The sequence below is a fragment of the Bacillus cereus group sp. MYBK95-2 genome (assembly GCF_051915225.1).
Classification (GTDB): Bacteria; Bacillota; Bacilli; order Bacillales; family Bacillaceae_G; genus Bacillus_A; species Bacillus_A cereus.
The window spans coordinates 152,897-177,147 of record NZ_JBQAEH010000009.1 but is presented as its reverse complement, the minus strand read 5'-3'; the positions used below and the strand labels follow the sequence as shown (position 1 = coordinate 177,147).

Here is a 24,251-nt window from a genome sequence, read left to right as displayed (position 1 = left end):
AATGTAAAGAAAAGGATGGGGTACGCAATGAATACAAAAAAATTTGCTAAAGTAAATGAACAAATTCCAGGACCGAAAGCGGCATCTTTATTGGAACGCCGTCAAAATATAGTACCAAAAGGAGTAAGTAACGGCATCCCAACGTTTGTACAATCTGCAAATGGTGCTCTTGTAACAGATGTTGATGGCAATCAGTACATTGATTTTGCAGGAGCAATCGGGACAATTAACGTAGGGCATTGTCATCCAACGGTTAAAGAAGCGCTCCATAAACAAGTCGATCAATACATTCATACTGGATTTAACGTTATGATGTATGAGCCATATATTGAATTAGCAGAAAAGCTTGCGGCATTGGCACCAGGAAGTTTCGATAAGCAAGTCCTGTTTTTAAATAGTGGTGCAGAAGCAGTTGAGAACGCGGTGAAAATCGCTCGTAAATATACGAAGAGACCTGGTATTATCGCATTTTCTAAAGGTTTCCACGGGCGTACATTAATGACAATGACGATGACAAGTAAAGTGAAGCCATATAAATTTGGGTTTGGTCCCTTTGCTCCAGAAGTATATAAAGCGCCATTTCCATACGAATACCGTCGCCCAGAGGGATTAACGGAAGAGCAGTATGATGATTTTATTATTGAAGAGTTTAAGAACTTCTTCATATCGGAAGTAGCACCAGAAACAATTGCAGCTGTTGTAATGGAACCTGTTCAAGGGGAAGGTGGATTTATCGTCCCAAGTAAGAAATTTGTTCAAGAAGTACGCCGCATTTGTTCAGAGAACGGCATCTTATTTGTAGCGGATGAAATACAAACAGGCTTTAGTCGTACAGGAAAATATTTTGCAATTGATCACTATGATGTCGTTCCAGATTTAATTACAGTGTCTAAATCATTAGGTGCTGGTGTACCGATAAGTGGTGTCATTGGACGTAAAGAAATTATGAATGAGTCTGCACCAGGTGAACTTGGTGGAACGTATGCAGGAAGTCCATTAGGATGTGCGGCTGCATTAGCTGTTCTCGATGTAATAGAAAATGAGAAATTAAATGATAGAGCGATAGAATTAGGAAAAGTCGTAATGAACCGATTCGAAGAGATGAAAAATAAATATCATTGCATCGGTGATGTGCGTGGGTTAGGCGCAATGTGTGCATTTGAGGTCGTTCAAGATCGTAAGACGAAAGCACCTGACAAAACGTTAACGGCTAATCTATGTGCAGAAGCAAATAAGCGTGGGTTACTGTTATTATCAGCAGGGACATATGGAAATGTTATCCGTGTGTTAATGCCTTTAGTTATTACAGATGAGCAACTTGAAGAAGGTTTAACAATAATTGAAGAATCATTGCAAGCTTGTTATGAGCAAACAAACATCGCTCGCGTTTAAAAACTGAAGTATAAATAGCAAACATTCTGGTTGACTCTATATTAAATGCAGAAAATTCACTTTATAATAAAGGTAGTGAAGTGGATCGATGGATTTGAAGTTAGGGGTGGCTAGGATGGTTGCAGAAAAGGAACGAGTGTTAATGGATTTAAAAGATGTATTTGAATATGCGTTTGACGAAATTTTTGTTACAGATGAGCAAGGGATCGTTGTACGTGTAAATAGTACATGTGAAAGGCACTACCAACTAGCTGCAGAAGAGTTAGTTGGTAAGCATGTAAAAGAACTACAAAAGGATGGAATCTTTTATCCATCAGCGACATTAGAAGTGATTGAAAAAAAGAGGCCAATTGAACTCGTTCAAACTACAAAATCAGGAGAGTATTTACACGTTCGTACAAGGCCTGTTTTTGATGATGAGGGAAATTTAAGAAGAGTGATTAGTTATTCTCGCGACCTTACTGAACTCTATCAATTACGTCAAAAGGTAGAGGAAATGGATAATCAGCTAAAAACATATAAAAAAGAATTAAGAGAAACATATGAGCATGAAGGACTTATTTTTAAAAGTCTAGCTATGCAAAAAATAGTCGATACAATCAAAAAAGTATCTGTAGTGGATAGTACTGTTCTCGTTTTAGGCGAGACTGGAGTAGGAAAAAGTCGATTAGTACGCCATTTACATGAAGTGAGTCACCGTAAGCATGAAAGTTTCTATGAAATTAATTGTGCGGCATTACCAACTAATTTAATTGAATCGGAGCTTTTTGGATATTCAGGTGGATCTTTTACAGGTGCGAATCGTGAAGGGAAAAAGGGACTATTAGAATCCGCGCATAAAGGAACTCTTTTTTTAGATGAAATCGGTGAAATGCCGCTTGAAATTCAAGCGAAGCTTTTGCAAGTATTGCAAGAAAAAACATTTCGTCCTATAGGCGGAAGAGAATTAAAAAAAGTAGATGTTCGAATTGTGGCGGCAACAAATAGAGATTTAAGCGAGATGGTGAAACAAGGAACATTTCGGAAAGATTTATACTATCGTTTGAATGTCATTCCAATTGCAATTCCCCCGCTTAGGGAAAGAACAGAAGATATTTTGCCGCTTATTTATCATTACTTGCAGCACTTTAATAAAAAGTACGGACGTGATGTGAAACTAGCGCCGAGTACGTTACAAATGTTTGTTGGATATCCGTGGGAAGGGAACAATAGAGAAATAGAGAATGTAATTGAGAGAATTGTTATTACTGTTGATGATGTTGTAACGGTAGAGGATTTGCCACTCTCTATGCAAGAGGCTGCAGTTGAACAATCGGGGCAAAGCCTTTATAAAATGCTGGAAGAGGTAGAGAGAAATATAATTCTTAAAGCATATAAAACGTATGGATCAAGTTATAAAGTGGCTGAGTTTTTGCAAATTAGTCAATCTGCTGCTACTAGAAAAATTAAGAAGTTCATAGAGGAGGAAGAAAACATTGGATAAAAAGGCGACTTTCGTAAGTATAGATAAAAAGGCGATGTATATAAATGGTGAGTGGATTACACTACAAGAACAAATTGAAGTAAATAATCCTGCGACGAAGGAAATATTTGCAACTGTACCAAAAGGCGGAGTAACAGAGGCAAAGCAAGCTGTTGATGCTGCACATGAAGCTTTTAAAACGTGGTCTAAGTTAACGGCAGCAGATCGTGCAACGAAGTTAAAAAAGTGGTTTACGCTTATTGATGAAAATAAAGAAGAGATCGCAGCGATTATGACGAAGGAACAAGGGAAGCCGTTTGCAGAAGCGCTTGGTGAAGTAAATTATGCAAACAGTTTTGTTGAATGGTATGCAGAAGAGGGGAAACGCGTATATGGTGAAATGATTCCTGCTGCTCATCCGAATAAGCGCATTTTAGTTATGAAGCAACCAGTTGGCGTTATGGCAGCTATTACACCTTGGAACTTCCCAGCTGCTATGATTACGAGAAAGGTAGCCCCAGCGCTTGCAGCAGGCTGTACAGCCGTTGTGAAACCGGCAAGTCAAACGCCATTAACTGCATTGAAATTAGCTGAATTAGCCCATGAAGCAGATATTCCAAAGGGCGTAATCAATATCATAACAGGTAGTGCAAAAGCAATTGCTGATACATGGATGGAAGATGGTCGCGTTCGAAAAGTGTCCTTTACAGGGTCAACGGAAATCGGGAAAGAGTTAATGGCTAGTGCGGCGCAAACGATGAAAAAAGTTTCGCTTGAGTTAGGGGGACACGCTCCGTTTATCGTAATGAATGATGCAGATTTAGATAAAGCAGTAGAAGCGGTGATTGGTTCGAAATTCCGTAATGCAGGACAAACGTGTATATGTACAAACCGAGTATTCGTTCAAGAAGAAGTATACGAAGTATTTGTAGAGAAGTTCCAAAAGGCAGTAGGGCAGTTGAAAGTAGGAGACGGTTTCGGTGACGGAACGACTGTCGGGCCACTTATTGATGAGAATGCAGTTTCAAAAGTACAAGAACATATTGAAGATGCTATTCAAAAAGGTGGAACAGTTTTATATGGTGGTCAAAAGGTCGCAGAGTTAGAGGGACATTTCATTCAACCGACTGTAATTGGGTTGGCAAATGATACGATGCTTTGTATGAATGAAGAAACATTTGGGCCAGTGGCACCAGTTGCGAAATTTAAAACAGTTGATGAAGTAATCGAACGTGCAAACAATACACCATACGGTTTAGCTGCGTATATTTTCACGAAAGACATTAGCCAAGCATTCCAAATTAGTGAAGCGTTAGAGTACGGTATTATCGGTCTAAACGATGGTCTTCCATCAGTTGCACAAGCACCATTTGGTGGATTTAAAGAAAGTGGTATCGGTCGTGAAGGAGGCCATTTCGGCATCGAGGAATATTTAGAAATTAAATATATTTCATTGGGACTATAAGTAGTATACTAGAATCTCTATAAGGTAACAGAGAAGGAGATTCTAGTATGGTATATTGGCTATTATTACTTGTTACAATTATTTTTGAAGTAGCTGGAACAATTGCGATGAAACTATCAAATGGTTTAACAAAGCTCGTTCCAAGTGTACTGATTTTCGTGTTTTATGGGATTTGTTTCAGCGTGTTTGCCATCGTTGTGAAAAAGATTCATTTAAGTATTGCTTATGCTATTTGGTCTGGCGTTGGAACATTACTTATTACAATCATTAGTGTGTACTTTTTTAAAGAGCATATTAGTTTATTTCAAGCATTTTGTATTCTTTTTATTGTTTTGGGTGTCATTGGGCTTAAGGTTTCATCGGCATCATGAAAGCTATCTTTTGTAGAAGATAGCTTTTTTCTATTTGTGCAGTTAACAATTAATACGACAAAATATGACAAGAAAGAGTAAAGCGTTTTGTTATGATACATATGAAATATTGTCTTATGTGGAGGAAAGAGTATGTTAAAAAAGGTAAGTCAAATTGTTTTAATTTTTGGCATAGCTTTTAGTTTAAGTGCTTGCACTGAGACTAAAGATAGTAATGAAAGTAAACAAGAAGATGTTCAAGATAAAGTGTATAAAATAGGGGAGACAGTAGACGTAGATGGTTTGCAAGTAACTATCGATTCAGTTAAATTGGGATATCCGGATTATGATGAGAATAAAAAGAAAGAGGAGATTTTGGGGATTATTTTCAAAGTAGAAAATAATAGTAAAAAGGAAATACCTTTTGCATTTTATGAATTTGAGATTACCGATAAGAAAGGTACAAGATTTAAAGAATATAATAACCCTGATAGCTTTATTAGTAAAAAGTTAGCACCAGATGAAAAAATTCAAGATATCATGCTATTTGACGTAGCGAAAGAAAATACGTATATCGCTACGTATAGACCGGAGTTTACGCATGAAAATAGAACGATAAAATTTGAATTGAGACCAAATAAATAAAGAAACACATTGGATTATCCAATGTGTTTCTTTATGGTAATAAATTTAAAACGCCCAGTTACCTTTACGGAAGATAGGCTCATGTCTGCCATCAGCAGTAATACCGTCAATATCAAGCTCAGCTGATCCAATCATGAAGTCGTTGTGTGTGATACTAGCGTTTGCGCCGTTTTCAGCAAGTTCTTCTTTAGACATTGTTTTTCCGCCAACTAAGTTAAATGCATAAGCATTTCCGATTGCAAGGTGGCAAGATGCATTTTCGTCAAATAGTGTATTGTAGAATAAAACATTTGTGTTTGAAATTGGTGAGTCATGAGGTACTAAAGCTACTTCTCCTAAGAAGTGAGAACCTTCATCTGTTTCTACTAAATGTTGTAAAGCTTCTTCACCAGCTTCAGCTTTATAGTCTACGATACGCCCGTTTTCAAATGTTAACGTGAAATTATCGATAATATTACCTGCAAATACTAACGGTTTTGTACTAGAAACTTGGCCGTTTACACCTGTTTTAAGTGGCATTGTAAATACTTCTTCAGTTGGAATATTAGCCATAAATGGTACGTTCTTTTCATTTAAGCTACCAGCACCAGCCCATACATGTTTTTCTGGAAGTTCGATTGTTAAATCTGTTCCAGGACCTGTATAGTGAAGAGCTTTATAATGCTTTTCGTTTAAGTAATCCACTTTTGTATGTAATGTTTCATCATGTTCTTTCCATGCTTCTACAGGATTTTCTAAATCAGCACGAGTAGCTTTGAAAATAGCATCCCATAACTTTGCTTCTTGTTCTTCTGGCGCTACGTCAGGGAATACTTTCGCAGCCCATTCTTTCGTAGGAACAGAAATGACACACCAACTTACTTTATCTGCTTGTACGTAATCACGGTATACTTTCATTGCTTCTCCAGCTACTTTATGAGCTGTTGCAATACGCGATGCTTCTACACCTTTTAATAAATCAGGGTTTTCTGCATAGATAGACATAAATGCAGCGCCTTCTTTTGCTAATTCTTCACGAGCATGTGCTTTCCAAGATGGAAATTCAGCGAAAGCTTCTTCAGGAGCTAGATCGAACTTTAAGCGTGTTAACGTCTCATCATTCCAATCTACATATACGTGTTTTGCACCAGATTTATATGCTTTTTCTGTAACGAGGCGTACAAATTGTACAGCTTCAAGAGGTGCACTAATTGATAAAGTTTGTCCAGGTTGAATATTAACACCAACATTAACTGCAAGAGCAGCATATTTCTCTAACGTTTGTTCAAATGACATATGTATAATCTCCTTTAATTTGAAAGATTTCTTACTATATATAATACAAGAAAATTCTAAAAATATATATAAATATAAAGTAAAAAGAGAGCTCAAAATGTATTGAGCCCTTATATTTACTTAATTGAAGAAGCAAACTGCTCTACAGTCGTTGTATGGTGTATACGAACGCGCTTCATCTTTAACAATTCATCAGGTTCACCCTTCGTAATGAATTGCCCAGGCTTTGTCGTCGTCGCAAATTGATAATACTTCTTCGTTTCTGTAACAACCTTATCATCTACATGACCGAATGGATAAGCAATCGCGATAACAGGCTTACCTGTTATTTTTTCTAGTTTTTCTTTTGAACCTTTTAACTCTTCCTCATAGTTTGTAATTTTCGATAAGTCTGCATGTGTTGCAGTATGAGATTGCACCGAGAAAATGCCGGAATCAACCATTTCTTTTATTTCAGAAGTAGACAATGCTCCTTCTACATCAACGTTATCAACAATCATATATTCTGTTGCTGCCGGTTTAAAAGTATCATCTTTTAGCTTTTGTAAAACGCGAAATGCATTCATATTATTTTTCATACCGTCATCAAATGTAACGAAAATCGGCTTATTTACTTTATTTATATCACCCCAGCGTTCAAACGTTAAAAGCGTATAACCATTGTCTTTTAAATGTTTCATTTGTGCTTCAAAGTTAGCTGGTGATACGAATAAGTCTTTAATACCTTGACCATGATAATCATCGATTGCGTGATACATAAGAACAGGAACCTTTTGTTCGAAAGTAATAGTAGATTTCGTAAGCGGGATTGTTTTCCCATCTTCTTTCATTCCTGTTGCTTCAATTTGGAACTCACCGCGTTTTCCTTCAAATTCTTTTATGTCAAAAGGAATTGTAAATTGTTTCTCCTTTTCTTTAGAAGAAAAAGATTTAGCACGTTCCTTTCCATCAGCTGTACGCCAAATTTTATATTGTACTTCATTTAAAGAATCTTTTAAGTCTGTAATATGAATACTTGTGTTTGTAGATTCGTGTGTGATGGGAGTATAAGAAATTTTACCTTGTTCTTGTAGAGCCTCTTTTTGTATAGCTACTTCTTGAACCTTTTTCTCTTTTTTAGGTTCTTGGCTTACATTGCTAGTATTGCAGCCTGCTAGAATGGCAGACGTACATAAAGCAATTGCTGCGTATTTTCTCATAAAAATCACCTTCTATTGTGTAGTATGTTGCATATTGACATTAAAATCCTCACCGCTATAAGAGTGGTGGGGATTTACCCTTGTTCATCATATCATTTGAAGAAAATGAGGGGAATATGATTTTTAGGAGGCTATTAAGGTAATAGATTAGTGACTTTGAATAGATGTATTTTTTTGTTTCTTATTAGAATTAATAATAATATAACCGACTACAAAGATAAGAGGAATAATGAAGACATAGATAGGCATTCCCCATACATAATAGCTTTTCAGCGTTAAGACTAGTAAATGTAAGAAATCGAAAATTGCGTGGGCTTTCATAATATCCTCCAATGTTTTTTGAAAATTATAACATTTTTAACTTGTTATTTGTATAATTTGGAAAGTGATTTAAGCTAATTTTAAAGTAAGAAGAATACATATTAATATGCAATTTTGCATAAGGATATGTATTTTATTAAAATATAAAGATTTTATACTATAATGAAAACCGCTATAAAACTAAGTAAGAATAATGTATGGAGTGGAGAATAGAAATGAAATATAAAAAAATAATATATATCTTTTTCATATCGCTATTTATAGTTGGTTGTCAAAGTGAAGTGAGTAAAGCGAATAGCGTGGAAGAGTATATTCCATCGCATCTTATGAATGCGGAAGTGACGGCGGATATTATGACAATAGAATTTCCTTATGAGATAAAAGAGAAATTAGAGAAAATCGGAAATAAAATGAGCAATAGTATTACAAATAATTTAGATTGGTATTTGAAGTATGCCGAAGAAGAAATTATACCGAAAAAAACGTTTCCTTATCATCAAAACTTAGGTATTACAAAAGAAGAATATGATTTTATGATAGATAAAATGGATAATGCAGAATATATAAATACCAAAGACGGAAAACTCTTTTTTAAAAAGAAAGATCATGAAATTCAAATTCTCTCTGATGAAAATTTGAAGCTAATTAAAAATATTCGAATTGATACAGAGAAGAATACAATTAAAACTCCTTTGGGAGAATGCGAATATGAAGGTGAAATAAAGGCGTCGGATGAACAAAAAGCTACTGGTCCATGGAGTGGGAAGATGTGGACTTTAAAAAGCGATGGATTACTTTATCATTTTTCATTAGGAAAGTTAAAAAATATAAACAAATCTATCATTTACATTTCAATAAAAGGTATATATAAAGATAGGATTATCAATACAGAAGAAGCAGTTGAATTTCACTCGGTTTCATAAAGAATCAAAAAAAACACCTTACTTGTTAAAGTAAGGTGTTTTTTTATTAAATAAACAATCCAGCGATTGTCGCAGATAAAATAGAAGCAAGTGTTGATGCAAATAGCATTTTCCAACCAAATTTAGAAACAACGCTTCCTTGCTTTTCAGAAAGGGCACGGATTGTACCAACGATTGCACCAATTTGGCTAATACTTGCGAAGCTAATTAAGAATACTGTAACGATTCCAACTGTACGTGGAGCTAATGTTGTAGCTGTGTCTTTTAAATCAAGGATTGCTACAAACTCATTTAAAACAATCTTCGTACCCATAATACCACCAGCTGGGATAATATCTTGAGTTGGAATACCCATTAAGAATGCGAATGGAGAAAGTACGTAACCGAAGATTTGTTGTAAAGTAACAGCATGTCCCATTGCGCCTGAAGCTGCACTAATTACGTAGTTTACAACTTCCATCACACCGATAAAGGCGATCATTAATGCGGCAACGATACCAGCTACTTTTAAACCATCAAGCGCACCGTTAATCATTGCGCCGATAAAGCTGTCCCCGAATAGAGTTCTATCAAATTTCTGAATCACTTCATCTTCTTTCTTCGTATCAACTGGTGTTAATAACGAACAAACGATTAAGCTTGAGAATAAGTTTAGCGGAAGAGCTGCCAGTACGTATTTTGCATCTAACATCATTACGTATGATGCTGTAACAGAAGCAGAAACGGAGCTCATCGCAGAACAACAAATGATAAACATACGGTTTTTATTGAAATGCTGTAAATCGTTTTTAATAACGATTAACGCTTCACTTGAACCGAAGAATACAGAGTTTACTGCGTGGAATGACTCAACACGTGGTAAACCAGTAATTTTTGAAATAGCACCGCCGACAACGCGAACGATGAATGGTAAAACACCTAAATAACTAAAGATTGAAAGTAGTGCTGAGAAAAATACGATAATTAATAATACGTTTAAGAAAAAGACAAAATCTCTGTGAATTCCATTAAAGAGAAAATCGACACCTGTCGTACCAAGTTTAATTAGTTTGTTGAAAACTTTACTAATGAAAATAATGATTTGTTGACCAATCTTTGTAGCAAACATAAACCAACCGATTAAAATTTGGAAACCAATCATAATTGCAATTGCACGGAAGTTGATTTTACTTTTGTTGTTTGACAAAGCAAAACATAAACCTAACACGGCAATAATACCGATAATGCTCATTACATATTGCATGTAGTTGCCCCTTTCAGAAGTTCGTATAAAGTTTGTACATAAAACGCTCGTTATATTACTAAAAATAAAGGAATGAGGTTTTATGTCATACGTAAGATGTCTGACCTTTTAGAAAAATAAAAATAAAAAAAGACCCATATGGATTCACTTTCATCTATGAGAGAAAGCTAATCAATATGAGTCCTTTTTTGCGCATAGGCTAATATTCATTAGTTTTCCCCATAGTCCAGCAATTTAAGGTTGCCGGGTAGAAACTCTCGATCCATATTATCAAGTATATATGAGGTAACATCGTCCGTATTAAATTAGTAGTAGCGTAACATTAACAGAGAAGTATCGTCAATAGCTTTTTTTCTTCCAATAGAAAAAGACCATATAAGTATGATAAAATGTAACGCAGTGTTATGAAAAAGAGAGGTCGGAAAATGAGTACTAAAATGACGCCACCAGTTGAGAAAAACGAGTTTATAGATGTAGTATTTGAAGATTTAACACATGATGGTGCCGGTGTTGCGAAAGTAAAGGGCTATCCTATTTTCGTTAAAAACGGATTACCAGGTGAAGAAGCGCAAATTAAAATTATTAAAGTGAAGAAAAACTTCGCATTTGGTCGTTTAATGAAGCTTCATACAGAAAGTCCATATCGTAAAGATGCTGAATGCCCAGTATATAATCAGTGCGGCGGTTGTCAGCTTCAGCACTTAACTTATGAAGGACAATTACAAGCGAAAGAAAAACAAGTACGTGACGTTATGCAGCGTATCGGAGGACTAGCTGATGTTCCTGTTCATCCTGTACTTGGCATGAAGAATCCGTGGGTATACCGTAATAAAGCACAAGTACCAATCGGAGAACGTGAAGGCGGACTTGTAGCTGGTTTTTATCGCCAAGGAACGCATAACATCATTAATATGGAATCATGCTTAATTCAGGCAGAAGAAAACGATACATTAATCCAAGAAGTAAAACGTATTTGTGAAAAGCACGGTATCACTGCGTACAACGAAGAGCGTAACAAAGGAACACTTCGTCACGTAATGGCTCGTTACGGACAAGTAACAGGAGAAATTATGCTTGTCTTCATTACGCGTACAGCAGAATTGCCGAACAAAAAAGCAATTATTGAAGAAATTGCAGCGAAATTCCCAGAAGTAAAATCAATTGTTCAAAACGTAAATACGAAGCGTACGAATGTAATTTTCGGAGACAAAACGACAGTACTGTACGGATCAGAATACATTTATGACTTTATCGGTGACATTAAATTTGCGATTTCAGCACGTTCATTCTATCAAGTAAACCCAGAGCAAACGAAAGTGCTTTACGATAAAACGTTAGAATACGCAAAATTAAATGGTAACGAAACAGTAATCGATGCCTATTGCGGAATCGGATCAATCTCGTTATTCCTAGCGCAAAAAGCGAAAAAAGTGTACGGCGTTGAAATCGTCCCAGAAGCAATCGAAGACGCAAACCGAAACGCAGCACTAAACAACATGACAAACGCTGAATTTGGCGTAGGAGAAGCAGAAGTAGTCATTCCAAAATGGTACAAAGAAGGCGTAATCGCCGACACAATGGTCGTAGACCCACCGCGTAAAGGCTGTGACGAAGCATTACTAAATACAATCATCGACATGAAGCCAAACCGCGTCGTATACGTATCGTGTAACCCAGCAACATTAGCACGTGATTTAAAAGTACTAGAAGAAGGCGGATATAAAACACAGGAAGTACAGCCTGTTGATATGTTCCCGCATACGACGCATGTGGAGTGTGTGGCTTGGCTTAAGTTGGTATAATAGGAAAGCAGTTGATATAGGGGAAATCTATACCACCTGCTTTTTGGTTTACAAAAATACCATTCATAAGCGATTTTAGTTAAAATAAATATTGCTGATTTTCACAAATTATAAATTGAGATTTTGAAATTGTATTCATAGTGAGAGGATTTGAATTTGAAATGATAGATAATTTTTGGCGTGAATTACCACGACCATTTTTCGTACTTGCACCAATGGAAGATGTGACAGACGTTGTTTTCCGTCACGTAGTAAGTGAAGCAGGTCGTCCGGACGTATTCTTCACAGAGTTTACAAACTCGGATAGCTATTGTCATCCAGAAGGTATGAAAAGTGTACGTGGCCGTTTAATTTTTACAGAAGACGAACAGCCGATGGTGGCACATATTTGGGGAGACAATCCCGAATACTTCCGTCAAATGAGTATTGGTATGGCAGAACTAGGATTTAAAGGCATCGATATTAACATGGGTTGCCCAGTACCGAACGTTGCATCAAGAGGAAAAGGTAGTGGCCTTATTCTACGTCCAGACGTTGCGGCAGAACTTATCCAAGCAGCAAAAGCGGGCGGACTACCTGTCAGCGTAAAAACACGACTTGGCTTTAAAGAGTTAAGCGAGTGGGAAGATTGGTTAACGCACATTTTCAAACAAGATATTGCAAACCTTTCTATTCACTTACGTACAAGAGAAGAAATGAGCCAAGTAGATGCGCATTGGGAACTAATTCCGGAAATTAAAAAATTACGTGACCGTATCGCACCAAATACGTTAATAACAATCAATGGAGACATCCTTGATCGTAAAATGGGGCTGGAACTTGCTGAAAAATACGGCATTGATGGCGTAATGATCGGACGAGGCATCTTCAAAAATCCATTTGCTTTTGAAAAAGAGCCAAGAGAGCATAGCAGTAAAGAGCACCTAGATCTTTTAAGACTACAACTTGATCTTCAAGATCAATATGCAGAAGTACTGCCACGCTCAATCACAGGGCTTCACCGCTTCTTCAAAATTTATGTAAAAGGCTTCCCTGGAGCTGCTGAATTGAGAAATCAATTGATGAGTACGAAATCGACTGATGAGGTGCGTGCTTTGTTGGATAAGTTTGAGGATAGTGTTGGTGTGGCTCAGGATAGTGAGACGGTTTAACTTTTAAGCAGTTAAATCATTTCATATGTAGTGCATGACATGAGTGAGTTGAAAATAAGCGTAGAGCTGGAAAAGAACAGTGTATTTGAGAAATCAAAACACTGTTTTTTTTCTTTTAGTTAATGTTAAGAGAGAAATCTTTTTATAGGCATATAAAAAACATGTAAGAGCGCTGTAGATACAATGATAGAGAAAAGTTCGGGTAAGACTATAAAACATATCTTTAAAATGTTAAAGTATTAATTTAGCGGACAATAACTAAAAGGTTAGATTAAACATGATAATTTAAAGTAGGTTATAGCATAAACTTTAACCGCTGAATAAATAATCAACATTTCAGGAGGAAACCCAATGGCAATGAGCAACAACGATATATTAAAAAGAGTACGATACGCTTTAGATATAAAAGATATAGATATGGTAGAAATCTTTAAACTAGGCGGGATGGAAGTAACGAAAGAAGACGTAGTTGATATGCTTACAAAAATAAAGAGAGCTCCTCAGCATGAAGCTGAAAATGATGAGGTAGCTGAAGATGAGTACGTAAAAACATGCGATATGATGATGTTAGAGGCATTTTTAAATGGATTTATTACTTTAAAAAGAGGAAAGCAAGATCCGAAACCAGGGCAGCCTGCACCTGTACAGAGCAAGGAGAGTGCCAATAACCTTCTTCTAAAGAAAATGAAAATCGCACTATCTTTAACGAGTGAGGATGTACTTGATATATTAGATAGCGTAGGCGTTACGGTAACAAAAGGAGAGTTAGGCGCTCTATTAAGAAAAAAAGGTCATAAAAATTACAAAGAGTGCGGCGATAGATACGCAAGGAATTTCATTAAGGGATTAGGTGTAAAGTATAGAGGATAATGAGTTCGTTAAAGCGGTAAATGATATAATAGGTAGAGTAGGACGTTCGTATCCTACTCTTTTTTATTTGTAAAAATACTATGCTAGGTGATGAAATGGTACATACATATTTAGGTGAGACAATTAATTTTCATATAACTTATAAGAAGAAAAAGTCCGTGCGTCTTTTTGTGGATTCGTATGGAAATGTGGAAGTACAGGCTCCGAAAGGAACACCTGTTGAATACTTAGTCCAGTTGCTAGAGGAGAAGTGGGATTGGATTCAGACAACACGTAAGGAAATGGCGGAGCGAGCGCATGGACCACAGGAAAAGGATTATGATCAAGGAGAGGGCTTTTTGTATTTAGGGAATACGTATCCGATACAGATTTCCCAAGATGCAAGCATTGAGCAAGACAATGCGATTTTTGAAGGGGATAAGTTACATATTTATGTGAAAGAGCTTAAGGATGAGAAAATACAACAAGCTTTAAAACGATTTTATTATAAGCAGTGTAAATCTTTAGTAGAGAAGAGTATTAAAGCGCATCAAAGTAATTTCAAAACAAAACCACGTTCTATTCGTATTACAGATAGTAGTCGTACTTGGGGTACTTGCGATTCGAATTTACAACTAACATTCAATTGGAAGCTAGCAATGGCACCACAGCGAGTAATTGACTATGTAGTTGTTCATGAAATGTGTCATATGGTTCATTTAAATCATGATCGATCTTTTTGGCGTCTTGTCGGGAAGATAATGCCTGATTATAAAGAAATGGAGAATTGGTTAGCGTTATCTAGTTGGAAGATGACGGTTTAGGAAGGGATATCGATTTTTGTCTGTAAATCGATATTTCTTGTCGAATCGTTGATATATTGTGAGTTTTGATAGATATATTTTAAAAATCGTTGATATATTGTAAGTTATGATAGATATATTCGAAAAATCGTTGATATAATTTCATTTACCACAGGATTGTTCAACAAATCGAAAAGAGAAGAGGTCACAGCAGACATCTCCTCTTTTCGACCATATAGATTATCGCCCAAACTTCACAATGAAAGTATCTGCTGTTTTCTCCATCTCATACCCACGATACCCCTCCGAAAGCAAAGCCTGCTGTCCACTAGCATCACTCATTAGAATACTTTGAATATCCGTCCAATCGCTTTCTTTATCTCCGCGCAATTTCTTCACAAAAACATACCGCAGACTACCACCATACTTCTCCTTTAGCGCAGCAATCGCCATCCCTTGCGCAAACTTATCCTTCAAACTCGGGATGTTAAAAGGAGCAACGGTGCAGCATACATAATCATATTTGCTATCTTCTTTTTGCAATTCGTCCATGATGACGTTTGCTAATATTTTTTGCATACCATTTCCTCGGCAGTTCGGATGAACGTTTGAGATTTCTTGATAGATGACGCGGTGCAGTTCACTTTCTGATAGACCAATATCAAGCCCTAAATGTTCATCGTCGATAGGAGGGACGAGTAGAGCACGAAATGCGATGAGTTTGTTTTCGATAAAAGCACCGATCATCATGCCGTTTCCTTCTAGAATGTATTGAAATTCTTCTTGTGAGAGTGGTTGTAAACGACTTTTATCTTCTAGTGCTTCAACTACAATGTTTTGTAGTGATAAGATTTGCTCGATGTGCTCTAGTGATAGTAATGTAACGTGAAATGGATTGTTATTTTGTTTTAATGTTCCTTCGTATAGAACCGTCATATGATAGTCCTCCTTTAGCGTACAACGTCTTGAAAGACGGCTAGTTCTTGTAATGTATCTTCGTTTATTTCAATGCCGAGTCCAGGCTTTTCGTTTAAGCGAATGAATGGTACGTCGTAATGTAAGTTTCCGATGTCTTTTGTGAATTTTAATGGCCCTGTTAGCTCTACGCTCGTAATGATTTTCTTTGAGAAAGCGACATGGAAACCTGCGGAAGAGGCAACAGATGATTCGACCATTGATCCCACTTGGCATTCAATGCCTGCCATTTCTGCTTGATGAGCGAGCTTTACAGCTGGATATATGCCGCCGCATTTCATTAGTTTTATATTTACTTTATCAGCAGCTTCTAATTTAATAATTTGGCGCATTTCACGAGAACTTTTTAAGCCTTCATCAATCATAAGCGGGAGGTCTGTCTTAGAACGGATATGAGCCATGGCATCAATATCGTCCGCGATAACAGGTTGTTCAATCCAGTCAATGTTTAAATGTCCTAATGAACGAAGTGCTGTTAATGTGTTTGCGCTATTTTTCCAGCCTTGGTTTACATCAACGCGAATAGCGATGTCATTTCCTACACGTTCTCGTACAGCTTCAATACGTTTCACATCTTCTTTTACATTCGTACCAACTTTCATTTTGAAAGATTGGTAACCTTTTTGAATCATAGAAGCAGCTTCTTCAGCCATGTTTTCTGGATCGGCAATACTTAAAACGTGAGTGACAGGGAATTCTTCATGGTAGCGCCCGCCAATTAATTGATATACAGGTTGATTTAGTTTTTTGCCCATTATATCAAAACAAGCAATATCAATTGCGGCTTTCGCTGTTGGAACACCGTAAATTGTATTGTCCATCATGTCGTGTATTTTTTCGATATTCATTGGATTTTGCCCGATTAGAGCAGGGGTTAGCGTATGTTTTAAAGTATAGAAAGTACTTTCCCATGATTCACCTGTGACGTGATCATCAGCAACGCCTTCACCGTAACCGATAATACCTTCATCTGTTTCCATTTTGACGATAATAGAGGGCATATCAGAATAAGAGCCATAACTAATAACAAACGGATTGCGAAGCGGTAAACGAATTGCGTAAAGATGAATAGCTGTAATTTTCATTGAATAGAAACCCCTTCCTGTTTACAATAGTTTTATACATTTGATATAGTTGACGTTAAATAGTCGTTAATTAATGATAAGGAGTTAGAGAAAATGATGATAAAAATTGCAGTTGTCGGTTCAAAGGAGTTTATGGAGAACCTTTTTCCTATTGCTCAAAAATTAGAAGGAATAGAAATTGATCCATATATTTACCTTCATCCGGCGGAATCTTCTGAACTATTAAAGTGTTTAAAGCCTTGTGATGTCATCTTTTTCTCAGGTGCTTTACCTTATTATATGGCAAAAGAAATAAGAGAACAATTACGAATTCCAAGTACATACTTACAGCAAGACGAGACAACTGTCGCATCTTCAATTCTTTCTATCATGTATCATCAAAGTATTCAACCACATAACATTTCCATCGATTTAGTAGACCGCTCGTTTATTACAAATGTGTTCCATGATATCGGTATAAAAGAAAGCCCGCAAGTGTTGGATTATGAAAATATGCTGTGGAGTAAAGATGAGATAAATAGAGTTATCGATTTTCATGTAGCTAAATATCAATCTGGAGAGGCTCATTTAGCTTTAACTAGTATTCACGCTGTTTACGACGAGCTTCAAAAAATAGGTGTTCCTTCAGAGCGTATGATTGATCCAACACAATCCATTATACATGGGCTAAAAGATGCAAAAATAAAAGCTGAGTTAGCAAAAAGCTATTCAGCTACTGTTGGTGCTTGTATTATTTCTTCCTTAGAATTACGAACGAGTTTGCTTGAAAAACTAGATGTCATTTCAAAAGAACTACGTGGTTCATTTAAACAAGTGGATGAAATGACATGCATTTTGTATACAACTCGTGGTGATATCGAATCAATTATTAAAACAAATGCGATAGATAACTTGTTTGCGAGCGTAGAAGGAACGATAGCTATTGGATTTGGTTATGGGAAAACCGTGAAAGAAGCGGAGCAAAATGCAAAAATCGCTCAAAGTTTTGCAAAGAACAATCCAATAGATCGTTGTTTTTATATACTAACAAGTGATAAAGATTTGTTTGGTCCGTTCCCGAAAGAACAGAGAGTACAAAGTTTGAAAAATGATAATCCGGAACTAATGAAAATAGCGAAGGAAACAAAGCTTAGTCCGGCCAACTTGTCAAAAATCATTCAATTTAGTCAATCGCACCCGTCATTGAAGTTTACAGCAGCTGATCTTTCTGAGTACTTACAAGTGACTCGAAGATCGACAGAAAGGTTGTTAAAGAAATTAGTTGATTACGGGTATGCTCATATTTGCGGCGAGGAAATGCCCTATCTACAAGGGCGACCTCGCGCACTATATGAACTGAATTTACCGCTATTTTTAAGCTTCTAGTTGAGCTTTTTGTTTCTTTAGTAGTTCTGCTTTTTCAATGTCTGATAGTTTTACAATTGTGAAGCCTGTTATACCATAAATGATTGAGATAATAGGTACGATGAAATTCAAAATAGCATAAGGGGCATATTCAAATGCACCTACGCCAAGTGTAGCGAGAATAAATACACCGCACGTATTCCAAGGAACGAAGACAGAAGTTAATGTTCCGCCATCTTCTAATGCTCTGGATAAGTTTTTTGAATGTAGTCCTTTTTCTGTGTATGCATTTGCGTACATTCTTGAAGGGACAACAATTGAAATATATTGTTCAGAGCAAGTAAGGTTTGTTGCAAAACAAGATGCGATAGTAGAAGCGATAAGCCCTTTTGCTGATTTCGCTAACTTTAAAATTTGATTTACAATTGAGCGAAGAATACCTGTATGTTCTAATACTCCTCCGAAAGTCATAGCGACAATTGTCATCGAGACTGTATTCATCATCGAATCTAAGCCACCGCGGTTAAATAGTTCGTCTACTAGCTTGTTTCCAGTGTCTATAACAAATCCAGCTTGGAGTGCACCGACAGATGCTGAGACAGAACCACCTTGAATAAAGACTTGTGATAAAAATCCTAAAATAATACCGACGAGAATCGCTGGTATAGCAGGGACCTTTTTAGCGACCAATACCATAACGACTACGGGTATAATGAGTAGGAAAGGTGAGATAACAAAGTTTTGTTGCAATACTTGTAACGTTTGATCGATACTCTTCGCATCAATATTGTTAGCGCCGAAGCTTCTTCCTAAGACCGCGTAGACGATAAGAGTAATAATTAAACCTGGAACTGTAGTAAATAACATGTGACGAATGTGTGCGAATAAATCTGTATTTGTTAATCCTGCGGCTAAGTTAGTGGTATCTGAAAGCGGTGACATTTTATCGCCAAAATAAGAGCCTGAAATAATGGCACCAGCAACCATTGGAGCTGGGATTCCCATACTTAGGCCAATTCCCATTCCAGCAACACCAATTGTTCCCATTGTAGACCAAGAGCTACCAATTGCTAATGCAACGATAGAACAAATGACGGTAATGGAAACTAAAAATAGTGATGGAGTTAAAAGTTTTAAACCGTAATAAATCATCGTTGCGACGATTCCACCGCCAATCCAAGCACCAATTGTTAAGCCGACAAGAATAATAATGACGATAGCAGGTAATGCAAGACGAATCCCTTTATACATTGCTTCTTCAAGATCATTCCATTTGTAACCGTAACGCCAAGCGACAATAGAAGCAACGGTTGTACCAATAATAAGTGGAACGTGAGGGGTTTGTTTTAATACAACAATTGTAACCATCATAACTGCAACGGTAATGATAATAGGGATAATCGCTATTCCAAAAGGTATTTCTTTTTTCATAAAGTTCCTCCTTGTTACGTATGTTTGTTTGTATTTTTAGAATTGTCGTAAAATAGACGTTTATTAGGTTATGATAACTAAAAGTTTATGTAAGCGTCAACATAAAAAACAGAAAATAAGGAATGTTCTAGTTGTTTGTTTAGTTTGTAATATAAGTGCAGAGTAAGCTTTTTAAGTATTTAAAAATAAATAATTGACTTTTTTCTTAAAATTCAATATGTTCATAAAAACATCTGTTTTTCATAAGTATAATTAACCCGAATCGTTTGTAATGTGGGAAGGAGACTGGAACGTTGAAAACATTAGAACTACAAGAGCGCTTAACGGAGATTTTTCAGCATTTACACGAAAACCCTGAAGTAAGTTGGAAAGAATATGAAACGACAGCGTATATTACTGACTTTTTAAAAGAAGAAGGAATTTCATATAGAACATTTGATGATTGTCCAGGTGTAATTGCTGAGATTGGAGGCGGGAATCCAGTTATTGCGATTCGTGCTGATATGGATGCACTTTGGCAAGAAGTAAATGGAGAATTTAAAGCGAACCATTCATGTGGCCATGATGCTCATATGACCATTGTAATGGGACTTATTTTACAATTGAAAAATATGAGATGGAAAAGTGGTACGGTTAGATTTATTTTTCAGCCAGCAGAAGAGAAGGGGAATGGTGCTTTGAAGATGGTGGAGAAAGGTGCTGTAGATGATGCTGATTTCTTATTTGGCGTCCATCTAAGACCAATTGAAGAACTATCTTTGAAACAAGCAGCCCCATCTATTCGTCATGGAGCAGCAGGATTTTTAGAGGGTATGATTCATGGGGAGGATGCACACGGGGCAAGACCACATCAAGGTGTGAATGCAATTGATGTCATTTCCATGATTAATATCGGTTTGAAAAATATTTGGCTGCCACCGCAAAGTTCTTATTCAGTAAAAATGACGAGATGCCAAGCTGGTGGTGATAATTTAAATATTATTCCGGGAAATGGTCATTTCAGTTTAGATGTAAGAGCAGAGAGTAATATACTATTAGAAGAATTAAAGAAAAAGATTGAGCATGTAATAGAATCAGCTGCATCGATGGGATCAAAAACTTCATACGAATGGATGGATCTTGCACCAGGAGCAGAGGTTTCCGAAGAAGCAGAGCGCTTTATGCGTAAAGGTATTCTCGAAGTGTATGGGGAAGAGAGATGCACAGGGCCTCTCTATACGACAGGAAGCGATGATTTCCATTACTATACAGTGAAAAGACCACATTTAAAAGCTGTCATGCTTGGACTAGGAGCAGACCTACAACCTGGATTACACCATCCGTATATGAGGTTTGATCATAGTTGTATTATGGATGGGGTAGAAATATTGAAACAAACTGTATTGAAAGTGTTAGAAGACAGGGGCTAGAGAGCTCCTGTTTTTTTGTCGTGAATTGTCGGCAAATCGATATATTTGAAAAAACGTTGATATATTTTGAGTTATGATAGATATATTAAGAAAATCGTTAATATAATTTCACGTACCTATTAATTTGATGAAAAATGAGCCTCCAGTACATGGTGTATAATAATAAGTACCATTTTTTAATAGGAGAAAACGAATGAACGAACAATATTACGATGCAGTTTTACATATAAAAACAGTCGGTGAGCAAAAAGGGTTTAACAAGTCTATGCATTATCATCGCTATGAACCGACACCGTATAGCGGGTTAGATGAGTTATTGAATCAATATGAAATACGAAGTAGCGACCGAATTGTAGACTTTGGGTGCGGAAAAGGGCGATTAAACTTTTATATGCATCATAAATGTGGTGCTTCAGCAGTTGGAATTGAAATGAATGAAGAGTTTTATAAAGAAGCGATGGATAATCGAGATCGTTATGCACGAAAGGCACGAAACAGTAAGGGGAAAATTCAATTCCAATGTTGTTTAGCGCAGGAATATGAGATTGATCCACATGATAATAGGTTTTATTTCTTTAATCCATTTTCTGTACAAGTGTTTATGAATGTAGTAAATAACATTTTGCTTTCAGTAGAAGAAACGGGGAGAGAAGTGGATATTATTTTATATTATCCTTCTGAGGACTATATTTTCTTCTTAGAAAATCAGACTGCGTTTGAGCTGAAGAAAGAAGTTAGATTGCCAGGTGCTTATGAGAAGAATGGGAATGAGAGGTTTTTAGTTTATAGATTGGAGTGTTAATGTATGGGGGCTTGGGGAGTAGCAATATTATCAGACGATATTGCTGAAGATATTAAGTTACTGTATAAGGATTTGTTAGCAAATGAATATTCAAATGAGGACGCAAGTAGGATTGTAATTGAGGAATACAAGAATGAATTAGATAATGAAGAGACTATTGTTTTTTGGTTAGTATTTGCTTCCATACAATGGAGGTTAGGGAGACTTCAAGAGAATGTTAAGCAGGAGGCATTGCAAATAATAGAAAGTGGTGCAGATTTAGCCCGTTGGGAAGAAGAACCTAAATTACAGAAGAAACGTGAAGTAGTTTTAAATAAACTAAGAGAGCAGTTACATTCTCGGCAGCCAGAAGCTAAAAAAGTGCCGAAAAGATTTATAGCTAATACTTCTTTAAAAGCAGGTGATGCTGTTAGTTATGAATTAGTATCAGGGAGTTGTATTATTCTTAAAGTCATTGAGATTATTGAGGAATGGCACGGAGATAGGTATCCTCTATTTGAAATATGTGACTGGGAAGGCAAAGAAGTTCCTTCAAAGGAACAAATTAACCAATTTGGTTTAAAGAAAAGGATTTATGAAGATGGAAAGCAAGAAATGATGAAACTTGCTATTTATCCTTCAGGAAAAAGAGATAATCCAACTAAGAGAATGCAAATAGTAGCAGAAAATGTAAAAGTAGTATTGAATGTAGGTACACCTTATACAGTAATGAGTTGGAAGGAACTTGATAACTATTTACATGAAATATAATAAAAAAGACGCGCTACCAATAGGTAGCGCGTCTTTTTTATTAGTTACGGATTAAGTAATCAAATGCACCTAAAGCTGCGTTTGCACCTGAACCCATAGAGATGATGATTTGTTTGTACGGATTATTTGTACAGTCACCTGCAGCAAACACTCCTGGTACGTTTGTAGCGCCGTGCTTGTCTGTTACGATTTCACCGCGAACGCGTTCAACTGTTTCGCCTAACCAGTCTGTGTTTGGTACAAGACCGATTTGTACGAATACACCTTGTAATTCAACGTGATGAACTTCTTCAGTTTCACGATCGATGTAAGAAATACCGTTTACTTTATCAGTACCAGTGATTTCTTTCGTTTGAACGTTTTTCAGAACAGTTACGTTTGGTAAGCTGTTAAGACGCTCTTGTAATACAGCATCAGCTTTTAATTCTGGCATGAATTCAAGAACAGTTACGTGCTTAACGATACCTGCTAAGTCGATAGCTGCTTCAATACCAGAGTTACCTCCGCCGATAACTGCTACGTCTTTTCCAGTGAATAATGGACCGTCACAGTGTGGGCAATATGCTACACCTTTATTTTTGAACTCAGCTTCACCTGGTACGCCAACATTACGCCAGCGAGCACCTGTAGAAACGATTACGCTCTTACTTTTCAGAATAGCGCCGTTTTCAAGTTCCACTTCAATAAGTTCTTTTTTCTCTAAACGTTTCGCACGTTGTAGATTCATTACATCGATGTCGTATTCTTTTACGTGCTCTTCAAGGCTTGCTACTAGCTTAGGACCTTCAGTCTTTTTCACGCTGATGAAGTTCTCAATGCCCATAGTATCCATTACTTGACCACCGAAGCGCTCAGCAACGATACCAGTACGGATGCCTTTACGTGCTGCGTAAATTGCTGCACTTGCACCAGCAGGGCCGCCACCAACAACAAGAACATCGTATGGATCTTTATCAGAAAGCTCTGATGCATCTGGACCGTTACCCATTTTAGCTAAAATTTCTTCAAGTGTCATACGACCGCTTCCGAAAGATTCGCCGTTTAGGTAAACAGTTGGTACTGCCATAATGTCTTTGCTTTCTACTTCCTCTTTGAATGCAGCGCCATCAATCATAGTATGTGTAATACCAGGGTTAAGAACGCTCATTACGTTAAGAGCTTGTACAACATCAGGACAGTTATGACAACTTAGGCTGATATAAGATTCAAAATGATATTCGCCTTGAATGCTTTTAATTTGATCGATTAATTTTTGTTCAACTTTTGGAGCGCGTCCACTTACTTGTAGTAAAGCTAACACTAATGATGTAAATTCGTGTCCTAATGGAATACCAGCGAATACGACACCAGTGTTTTCACCAGGGCGGTTTACGCTAAAGCTTGGTGTTCTCTCTAATTCAACTTTTTCTACTGTAATCTTAGATGACATAGTAGCTAATTCGTCTACTAGAGCTAACATATCTTTAGATACGTTATCGTCTCCTGCGCTTACTTTAAGTAAAATATCGTTCTCCATTAATTGAAGGTATTGGGATAGTTGTGTTTTTATATCTGCATCTAGTATCATTTTGATCG

Annotated in this window: 22 protein-coding genes and 1 riboswitch; of the genes, 14 read left to right on the top strand and 8 right to left on the bottom strand. The window is 36.7% G+C overall.

The genetic code is table 11. The features are described from left to right. Positions 1 to 27: 27 nt before the first annotated feature. The 5 genes from gabT to ACTFN4_RS24675 all read left to right on the top strand — a co-directional run bounded on the left by gabT (position 28) and on the right by ACTFN4_RS24675 (position 5,314). Complete coding sequence (gabT, locus tag ACTFN4_RS24695; RefSeq protein WP_001093019.1) at positions 28 to 1,392, top strand: 4-aminobutyrate--2-oxoglutarate transaminase; 1,365 nt, start codon at positions 28 to 30, stop codon at positions 1,390 to 1,392. Between the two features lie 115 nt (positions 1,393 to 1,507). Beyond that, positions 1,508 to 2,875: a sigma-54 interaction domain-containing protein gene (locus ACTFN4_RS24690; protein ID WP_000225136.1), complete on the top strand. Its 1,368-nt coding sequence runs from the start codon at positions 1,508 to 1,510 to the stop codon at positions 2,873 to 2,875. Continuing rightward, on the top strand, positions 2,868 to 4,319 hold the full coding sequence (gabD, locus tag ACTFN4_RS24685; RefSeq protein ID WP_000358132.1) for an NADP-dependent succinate-semialdehyde dehydrogenase: 1,452 nt from the start codon (positions 2,868 to 2,870) through the stop codon (positions 4,317 to 4,319). The genes ACTFN4_RS24690 and gabD overlap by 8 nt, the downstream gene beginning before the upstream one ends. Before the next feature lie 47 nt (positions 4,320 to 4,366). After that, positions 4,367 to 4,690, top strand: a complete 324-nt coding sequence (locus ACTFN4_RS24680; protein WP_000263262.1) for a DMT family transporter — start codon at positions 4,367 to 4,369, stop codon at positions 4,688 to 4,690. Positions 4,691 to 4,822: 132 nt separating this feature from the next. Beyond that, positions 4,823 to 5,314 carry a DUF4352 domain-containing protein gene (locus ACTFN4_RS24675; protein ID WP_000915110.1) on the top strand — a complete coding sequence of 164 codons (492 nt, stop codon included), beginning with the start codon at positions 4,823 to 4,825 and terminating at the stop codon, positions 5,312 to 5,314. Positions 5,315 to 5,359: 45 nt separating this feature from the next. On the opposite strand, the gene ACTFN4_RS24670 is transcribed toward ACTFN4_RS24675, so the two are convergent. The 3 genes from ACTFN4_RS24670 to ACTFN4_RS24660 form a co-directional block, all read right to left on the bottom strand. Beyond that, positions 5,360 to 6,589 (bottom strand): aminopeptidase, encoded by a 1,230-nt coding sequence (locus ACTFN4_RS24670; RefSeq protein WP_063245439.1) that lies wholly within the window; start codon positions 6,587 to 6,589, stop codon positions 5,360 to 5,362. Between the two features lie 116 nt (positions 6,590 to 6,705). After that, entirely contained in the window at positions 6,706 to 7,788 is a 1,083-nt protein-coding gene (locus tag ACTFN4_RS24665) for a polysaccharide deacetylase family protein (protein ID WP_439962934.1), read from the bottom strand. Between the two features lie 147 nt (positions 7,789 to 7,935). Further along, positions 7,936 to 8,109 carry a hypothetical protein gene (locus ACTFN4_RS24660; protein ID WP_000643592.1) on the bottom strand — a complete coding sequence of 58 codons (174 nt, stop codon included), beginning with the start codon at positions 8,107 to 8,109 and terminating at the stop codon, positions 7,936 to 7,938. 215 nt (positions 8,110 to 8,324) lie between these two features. Between ACTFN4_RS24660 and ACTFN4_RS24655 the strand changes: the two genes are divergently transcribed. Beyond that, entirely contained in the window at positions 8,325 to 9,032 is a 708-nt protein-coding gene (locus ACTFN4_RS24655) for a hypothetical protein (protein WP_000875591.1), read from the top strand. A gap of 46 nt (positions 9,033 to 9,078) precedes the next feature. Here ACTFN4_RS24655 and ACTFN4_RS24650 read toward each other — a convergent pair whose 3' ends face one another. Further along, positions 9,079 to 10,275, bottom strand: a complete 1,197-nt coding sequence (locus ACTFN4_RS24650; protein WP_001200484.1) for a NupC/NupG family nucleoside CNT transporter — start codon at positions 10,273 to 10,275, stop codon at positions 9,079 to 9,081. A 202-nt stretch (positions 10,276 to 10,477) separates the two neighbouring features. Further along, a riboswitch (purine riboswitch) is annotated at positions 10,478 to 10,579 on the bottom strand. Between the two features lie 121 nt (positions 10,580 to 10,700). On the opposite strand from ACTFN4_RS24650, the gene rlmD reads away from it, so the two are divergent. The 4 genes from rlmD (at position 10,701) to ACTFN4_RS24630 (ending at position 14,901) form a co-directional block, all read left to right on the top strand. Then, on the top strand, positions 10,701 to 12,077 hold the full coding sequence (gene rlmD, locus ACTFN4_RS24645; protein ID WP_086400871.1) for a 23S rRNA (uracil(1939)-C(5))-methyltransferase RlmD: 1,377 nt from the start codon (positions 10,701 to 10,703) through the stop codon (positions 12,075 to 12,077). A gap of 161 nt (positions 12,078 to 12,238) precedes the next feature. Further along, positions 12,239 to 13,228: a tRNA dihydrouridine synthase gene (locus ACTFN4_RS24640; RefSeq protein WP_000566708.1), complete on the top strand. Its 990-nt coding sequence runs from the start codon at positions 12,239 to 12,241 to the stop codon at positions 13,226 to 13,228. Positions 13,229 to 13,579: 351 nt separating this feature from the next. Next, complete coding sequence (locus ACTFN4_RS24635; protein ID WP_001251702.1) at positions 13,580 to 14,098, top strand: DUF1456 family protein; 519 nt, start codon at positions 13,580 to 13,582, stop codon at positions 14,096 to 14,098. Between the two features lie 95 nt (positions 14,099 to 14,193). Continuing rightward, positions 14,194 to 14,901, top strand: coding sequence for a M48 family metallopeptidase (locus ACTFN4_RS24630; protein WP_000233754.1), 708 nt, complete (start codon positions 14,194 to 14,196; stop codon positions 14,899 to 14,901). 219 nt (positions 14,902 to 15,120) lie between these two features. On the opposite strand, the gene ACTFN4_RS24625 is transcribed toward ACTFN4_RS24630, so the two are convergent. Both ACTFN4_RS24625 and ACTFN4_RS24620 read right to left on the bottom strand, forming a co-directional pair. Further along, on the bottom strand, positions 15,121 to 15,816 hold the full coding sequence (locus ACTFN4_RS24625; protein ID WP_071740535.1) for an N-acetyltransferase: 696 nt from the start codon (positions 15,814 to 15,816) through the stop codon (positions 15,121 to 15,123). Between the two features lie 14 nt (positions 15,817 to 15,830). Continuing rightward, positions 15,831 to 16,940: a mandelate racemase/muconate lactonizing enzyme family protein gene (locus ACTFN4_RS24620; protein ID WP_065211606.1), complete on the bottom strand. Its 1,110-nt coding sequence runs from the start codon at positions 16,938 to 16,940 to the stop codon at positions 15,831 to 15,833. 93 nt (positions 16,941 to 17,033) lie between these two features. Here ACTFN4_RS24620 and ACTFN4_RS24615 point away from each other — a divergent pair, with 93 nt between their 5' ends. Then, complete coding sequence (locus ACTFN4_RS24615) at positions 17,034 to 18,305, top strand: hypothetical protein (RefSeq protein WP_000972810.1); 1,272 nt, start codon at positions 17,034 to 17,036, stop codon at positions 18,303 to 18,305. Here the strand turns inward: ACTFN4_RS24615 and nhaC are convergent. After that, positions 18,294 to 19,715 carry a Na+/H+ antiporter NhaC gene (gene nhaC, locus ACTFN4_RS24610; RefSeq protein ID WP_000711525.1) on the bottom strand — a complete coding sequence of 474 codons (1,422 nt, stop codon included), beginning with the start codon at positions 19,713 to 19,715 and terminating at the stop codon, positions 18,294 to 18,296. The genes ACTFN4_RS24615 and nhaC overlap by 12 nt on opposite strands. Before the next feature lie 293 nt (positions 19,716 to 20,008). Here nhaC and ACTFN4_RS24605 point away from each other — a divergent pair, with 293 nt between their 5' ends. The 3 genes from ACTFN4_RS24605 to ACTFN4_RS24595 all read left to right on the top strand — a co-directional run bounded on the left by ACTFN4_RS24605 (position 20,009) and on the right by ACTFN4_RS24595 (position 22,676). Next, a complete protein-coding gene (locus ACTFN4_RS24605) occupies positions 20,009 to 21,124 on the top strand; it encodes a M20 peptidase aminoacylase family protein (RefSeq protein WP_000853516.1) in 1,116 nt (371 codons plus the stop codon). A 193-nt stretch (positions 21,125 to 21,317) separates the two neighbouring features. Further along, positions 21,318 to 21,926, top strand: coding sequence for an SAM-dependent methyltransferase (locus ACTFN4_RS24600; protein ID WP_001005624.1), 609 nt, complete (start codon positions 21,318 to 21,320; stop codon positions 21,924 to 21,926). Between the two features lie 3 nt (positions 21,927 to 21,929). Beyond that, complete coding sequence (locus tag ACTFN4_RS24595) at positions 21,930 to 22,676, top strand: hypothetical protein (RefSeq protein ID WP_000501503.1); 747 nt, start codon at positions 21,930 to 21,932, stop codon at positions 22,674 to 22,676. Between the two features lie 40 nt (positions 22,677 to 22,716). Here the strand turns inward: ACTFN4_RS24595 and ahpF are convergent, their stop codons facing one another. Beyond that, a complete protein-coding gene (ahpF, locus tag ACTFN4_RS24590; RefSeq protein ID WP_059304185.1) occupies positions 22,717 to 24,243 on the bottom strand; it encodes an alkyl hydroperoxide reductase subunit F in 1,527 nt (508 codons plus the stop codon). Positions 24,244 to 24,251: the final 8 nt, after the last annotated feature.

Excerpts from the sequence above, each read along its gene's own strand:
- ACTFN4_RS24665 (WP_439962934.1), bottom strand. The coding sequence starts at position 7,788 with ATGAGAAAATACGCAGCAATTGCTTTATGTACGTCTGCCATTCTAGCA.
- gabT (WP_001093019.1), top strand. The coding sequence starts at position 28 with ATGAATACAAAAAAATTTGCTAAAGTAAATGAACAAATTCCAGGACCG.
- ACTFN4_RS24625 (WP_071740535.1), bottom strand. The coding sequence starts at position 15,816 with ATGACGGTTCTATACGAAGGAACATTAAAACAAAATAACAATCCATTT.
- rlmD (WP_086400871.1), top strand. The coding sequence starts at position 10,701 with ATGAGTACTAAAATGACGCCACCAGTTGAGAAAAACGAGTTTATAGAT.
- ahpF (WP_059304185.1), bottom strand. The coding sequence starts at position 24,243 with ATGATACTAGATGCAGATATAAAAACACAACTATCCCAATACCTTCAA.
- ACTFN4_RS24690 (WP_000225136.1), top strand. The coding sequence starts at position 1,508 with ATGGTTGCAGAAAAGGAACGAGTGTTAATGGATTTAAAAGATGTATTT.
- ACTFN4_RS24635 (WP_001251702.1), top strand. The coding sequence starts at position 13,580 with ATGGCAATGAGCAACAACGATATATTAAAAAGAGTACGATACGCTTTA.
- ACTFN4_RS24670 (WP_063245439.1), bottom strand. The coding sequence starts at position 6,589 with ATGTCATTTGAACAAACGTTAGAGAAATATGCTGCTCTTGCAGTTAAT.
- ACTFN4_RS24595 (WP_000501503.1), top strand. The coding sequence starts at position 21,930 with ATGGGGGCTTGGGGAGTAGCAATATTATCAGACGATATTGCTGAAGAT.
- ACTFN4_RS24640 (WP_000566708.1), top strand. The coding sequence starts at position 12,239 with ATGATAGATAATTTTTGGCGTGAATTACCACGACCATTTTTCGTACTT.
- ACTFN4_RS24660 (WP_000643592.1), bottom strand. The coding sequence starts at position 8,109 with ATGAAAGCCCACGCAATTTTCGATTTCTTACATTTACTAGTCTTAACG.
- nhaC (WP_000711525.1), bottom strand. The coding sequence starts at position 19,715 with ATGAAAAAAGAAATACCTTTTGGAATAGCGATTATCCCTATTATCATT.
- ACTFN4_RS24630 (WP_000233754.1), top strand. The coding sequence starts at position 14,194 with ATGGTACATACATATTTAGGTGAGACAATTAATTTTCATATAACTTAT.
- ACTFN4_RS24650 (WP_001200484.1), bottom strand. The coding sequence starts at position 10,275 with ATGCAATATGTAATGAGCATTATCGGTATTATTGCCGTGTTAGGTTTA.
- ACTFN4_RS24615 (WP_000972810.1), top strand. The coding sequence starts at position 17,034 with ATGATGATAAAAATTGCAGTTGTCGGTTCAAAGGAGTTTATGGAGAAC.
- ACTFN4_RS24675 (WP_000915110.1), top strand. The coding sequence starts at position 4,823 with ATGTTAAAAAAGGTAAGTCAAATTGTTTTAATTTTTGGCATAGCTTTT.
- ACTFN4_RS24600 (WP_001005624.1), top strand. The coding sequence starts at position 21,318 with ATGAACGAACAATATTACGATGCAGTTTTACATATAAAAACAGTCGGT.
- ACTFN4_RS24680 (WP_000263262.1), top strand. The coding sequence starts at position 4,367 with ATGGTATATTGGCTATTATTACTTGTTACAATTATTTTTGAAGTAGCT.
- ACTFN4_RS24655 (WP_000875591.1), top strand. The coding sequence starts at position 8,325 with ATGAAATATAAAAAAATAATATATATCTTTTTCATATCGCTATTTATA.
- ACTFN4_RS24620 (WP_065211606.1), bottom strand. The coding sequence starts at position 16,940 with ATGAAAATTACAGCTATTCATCTTTACGCAATTCGTTTACCGCTTCGC.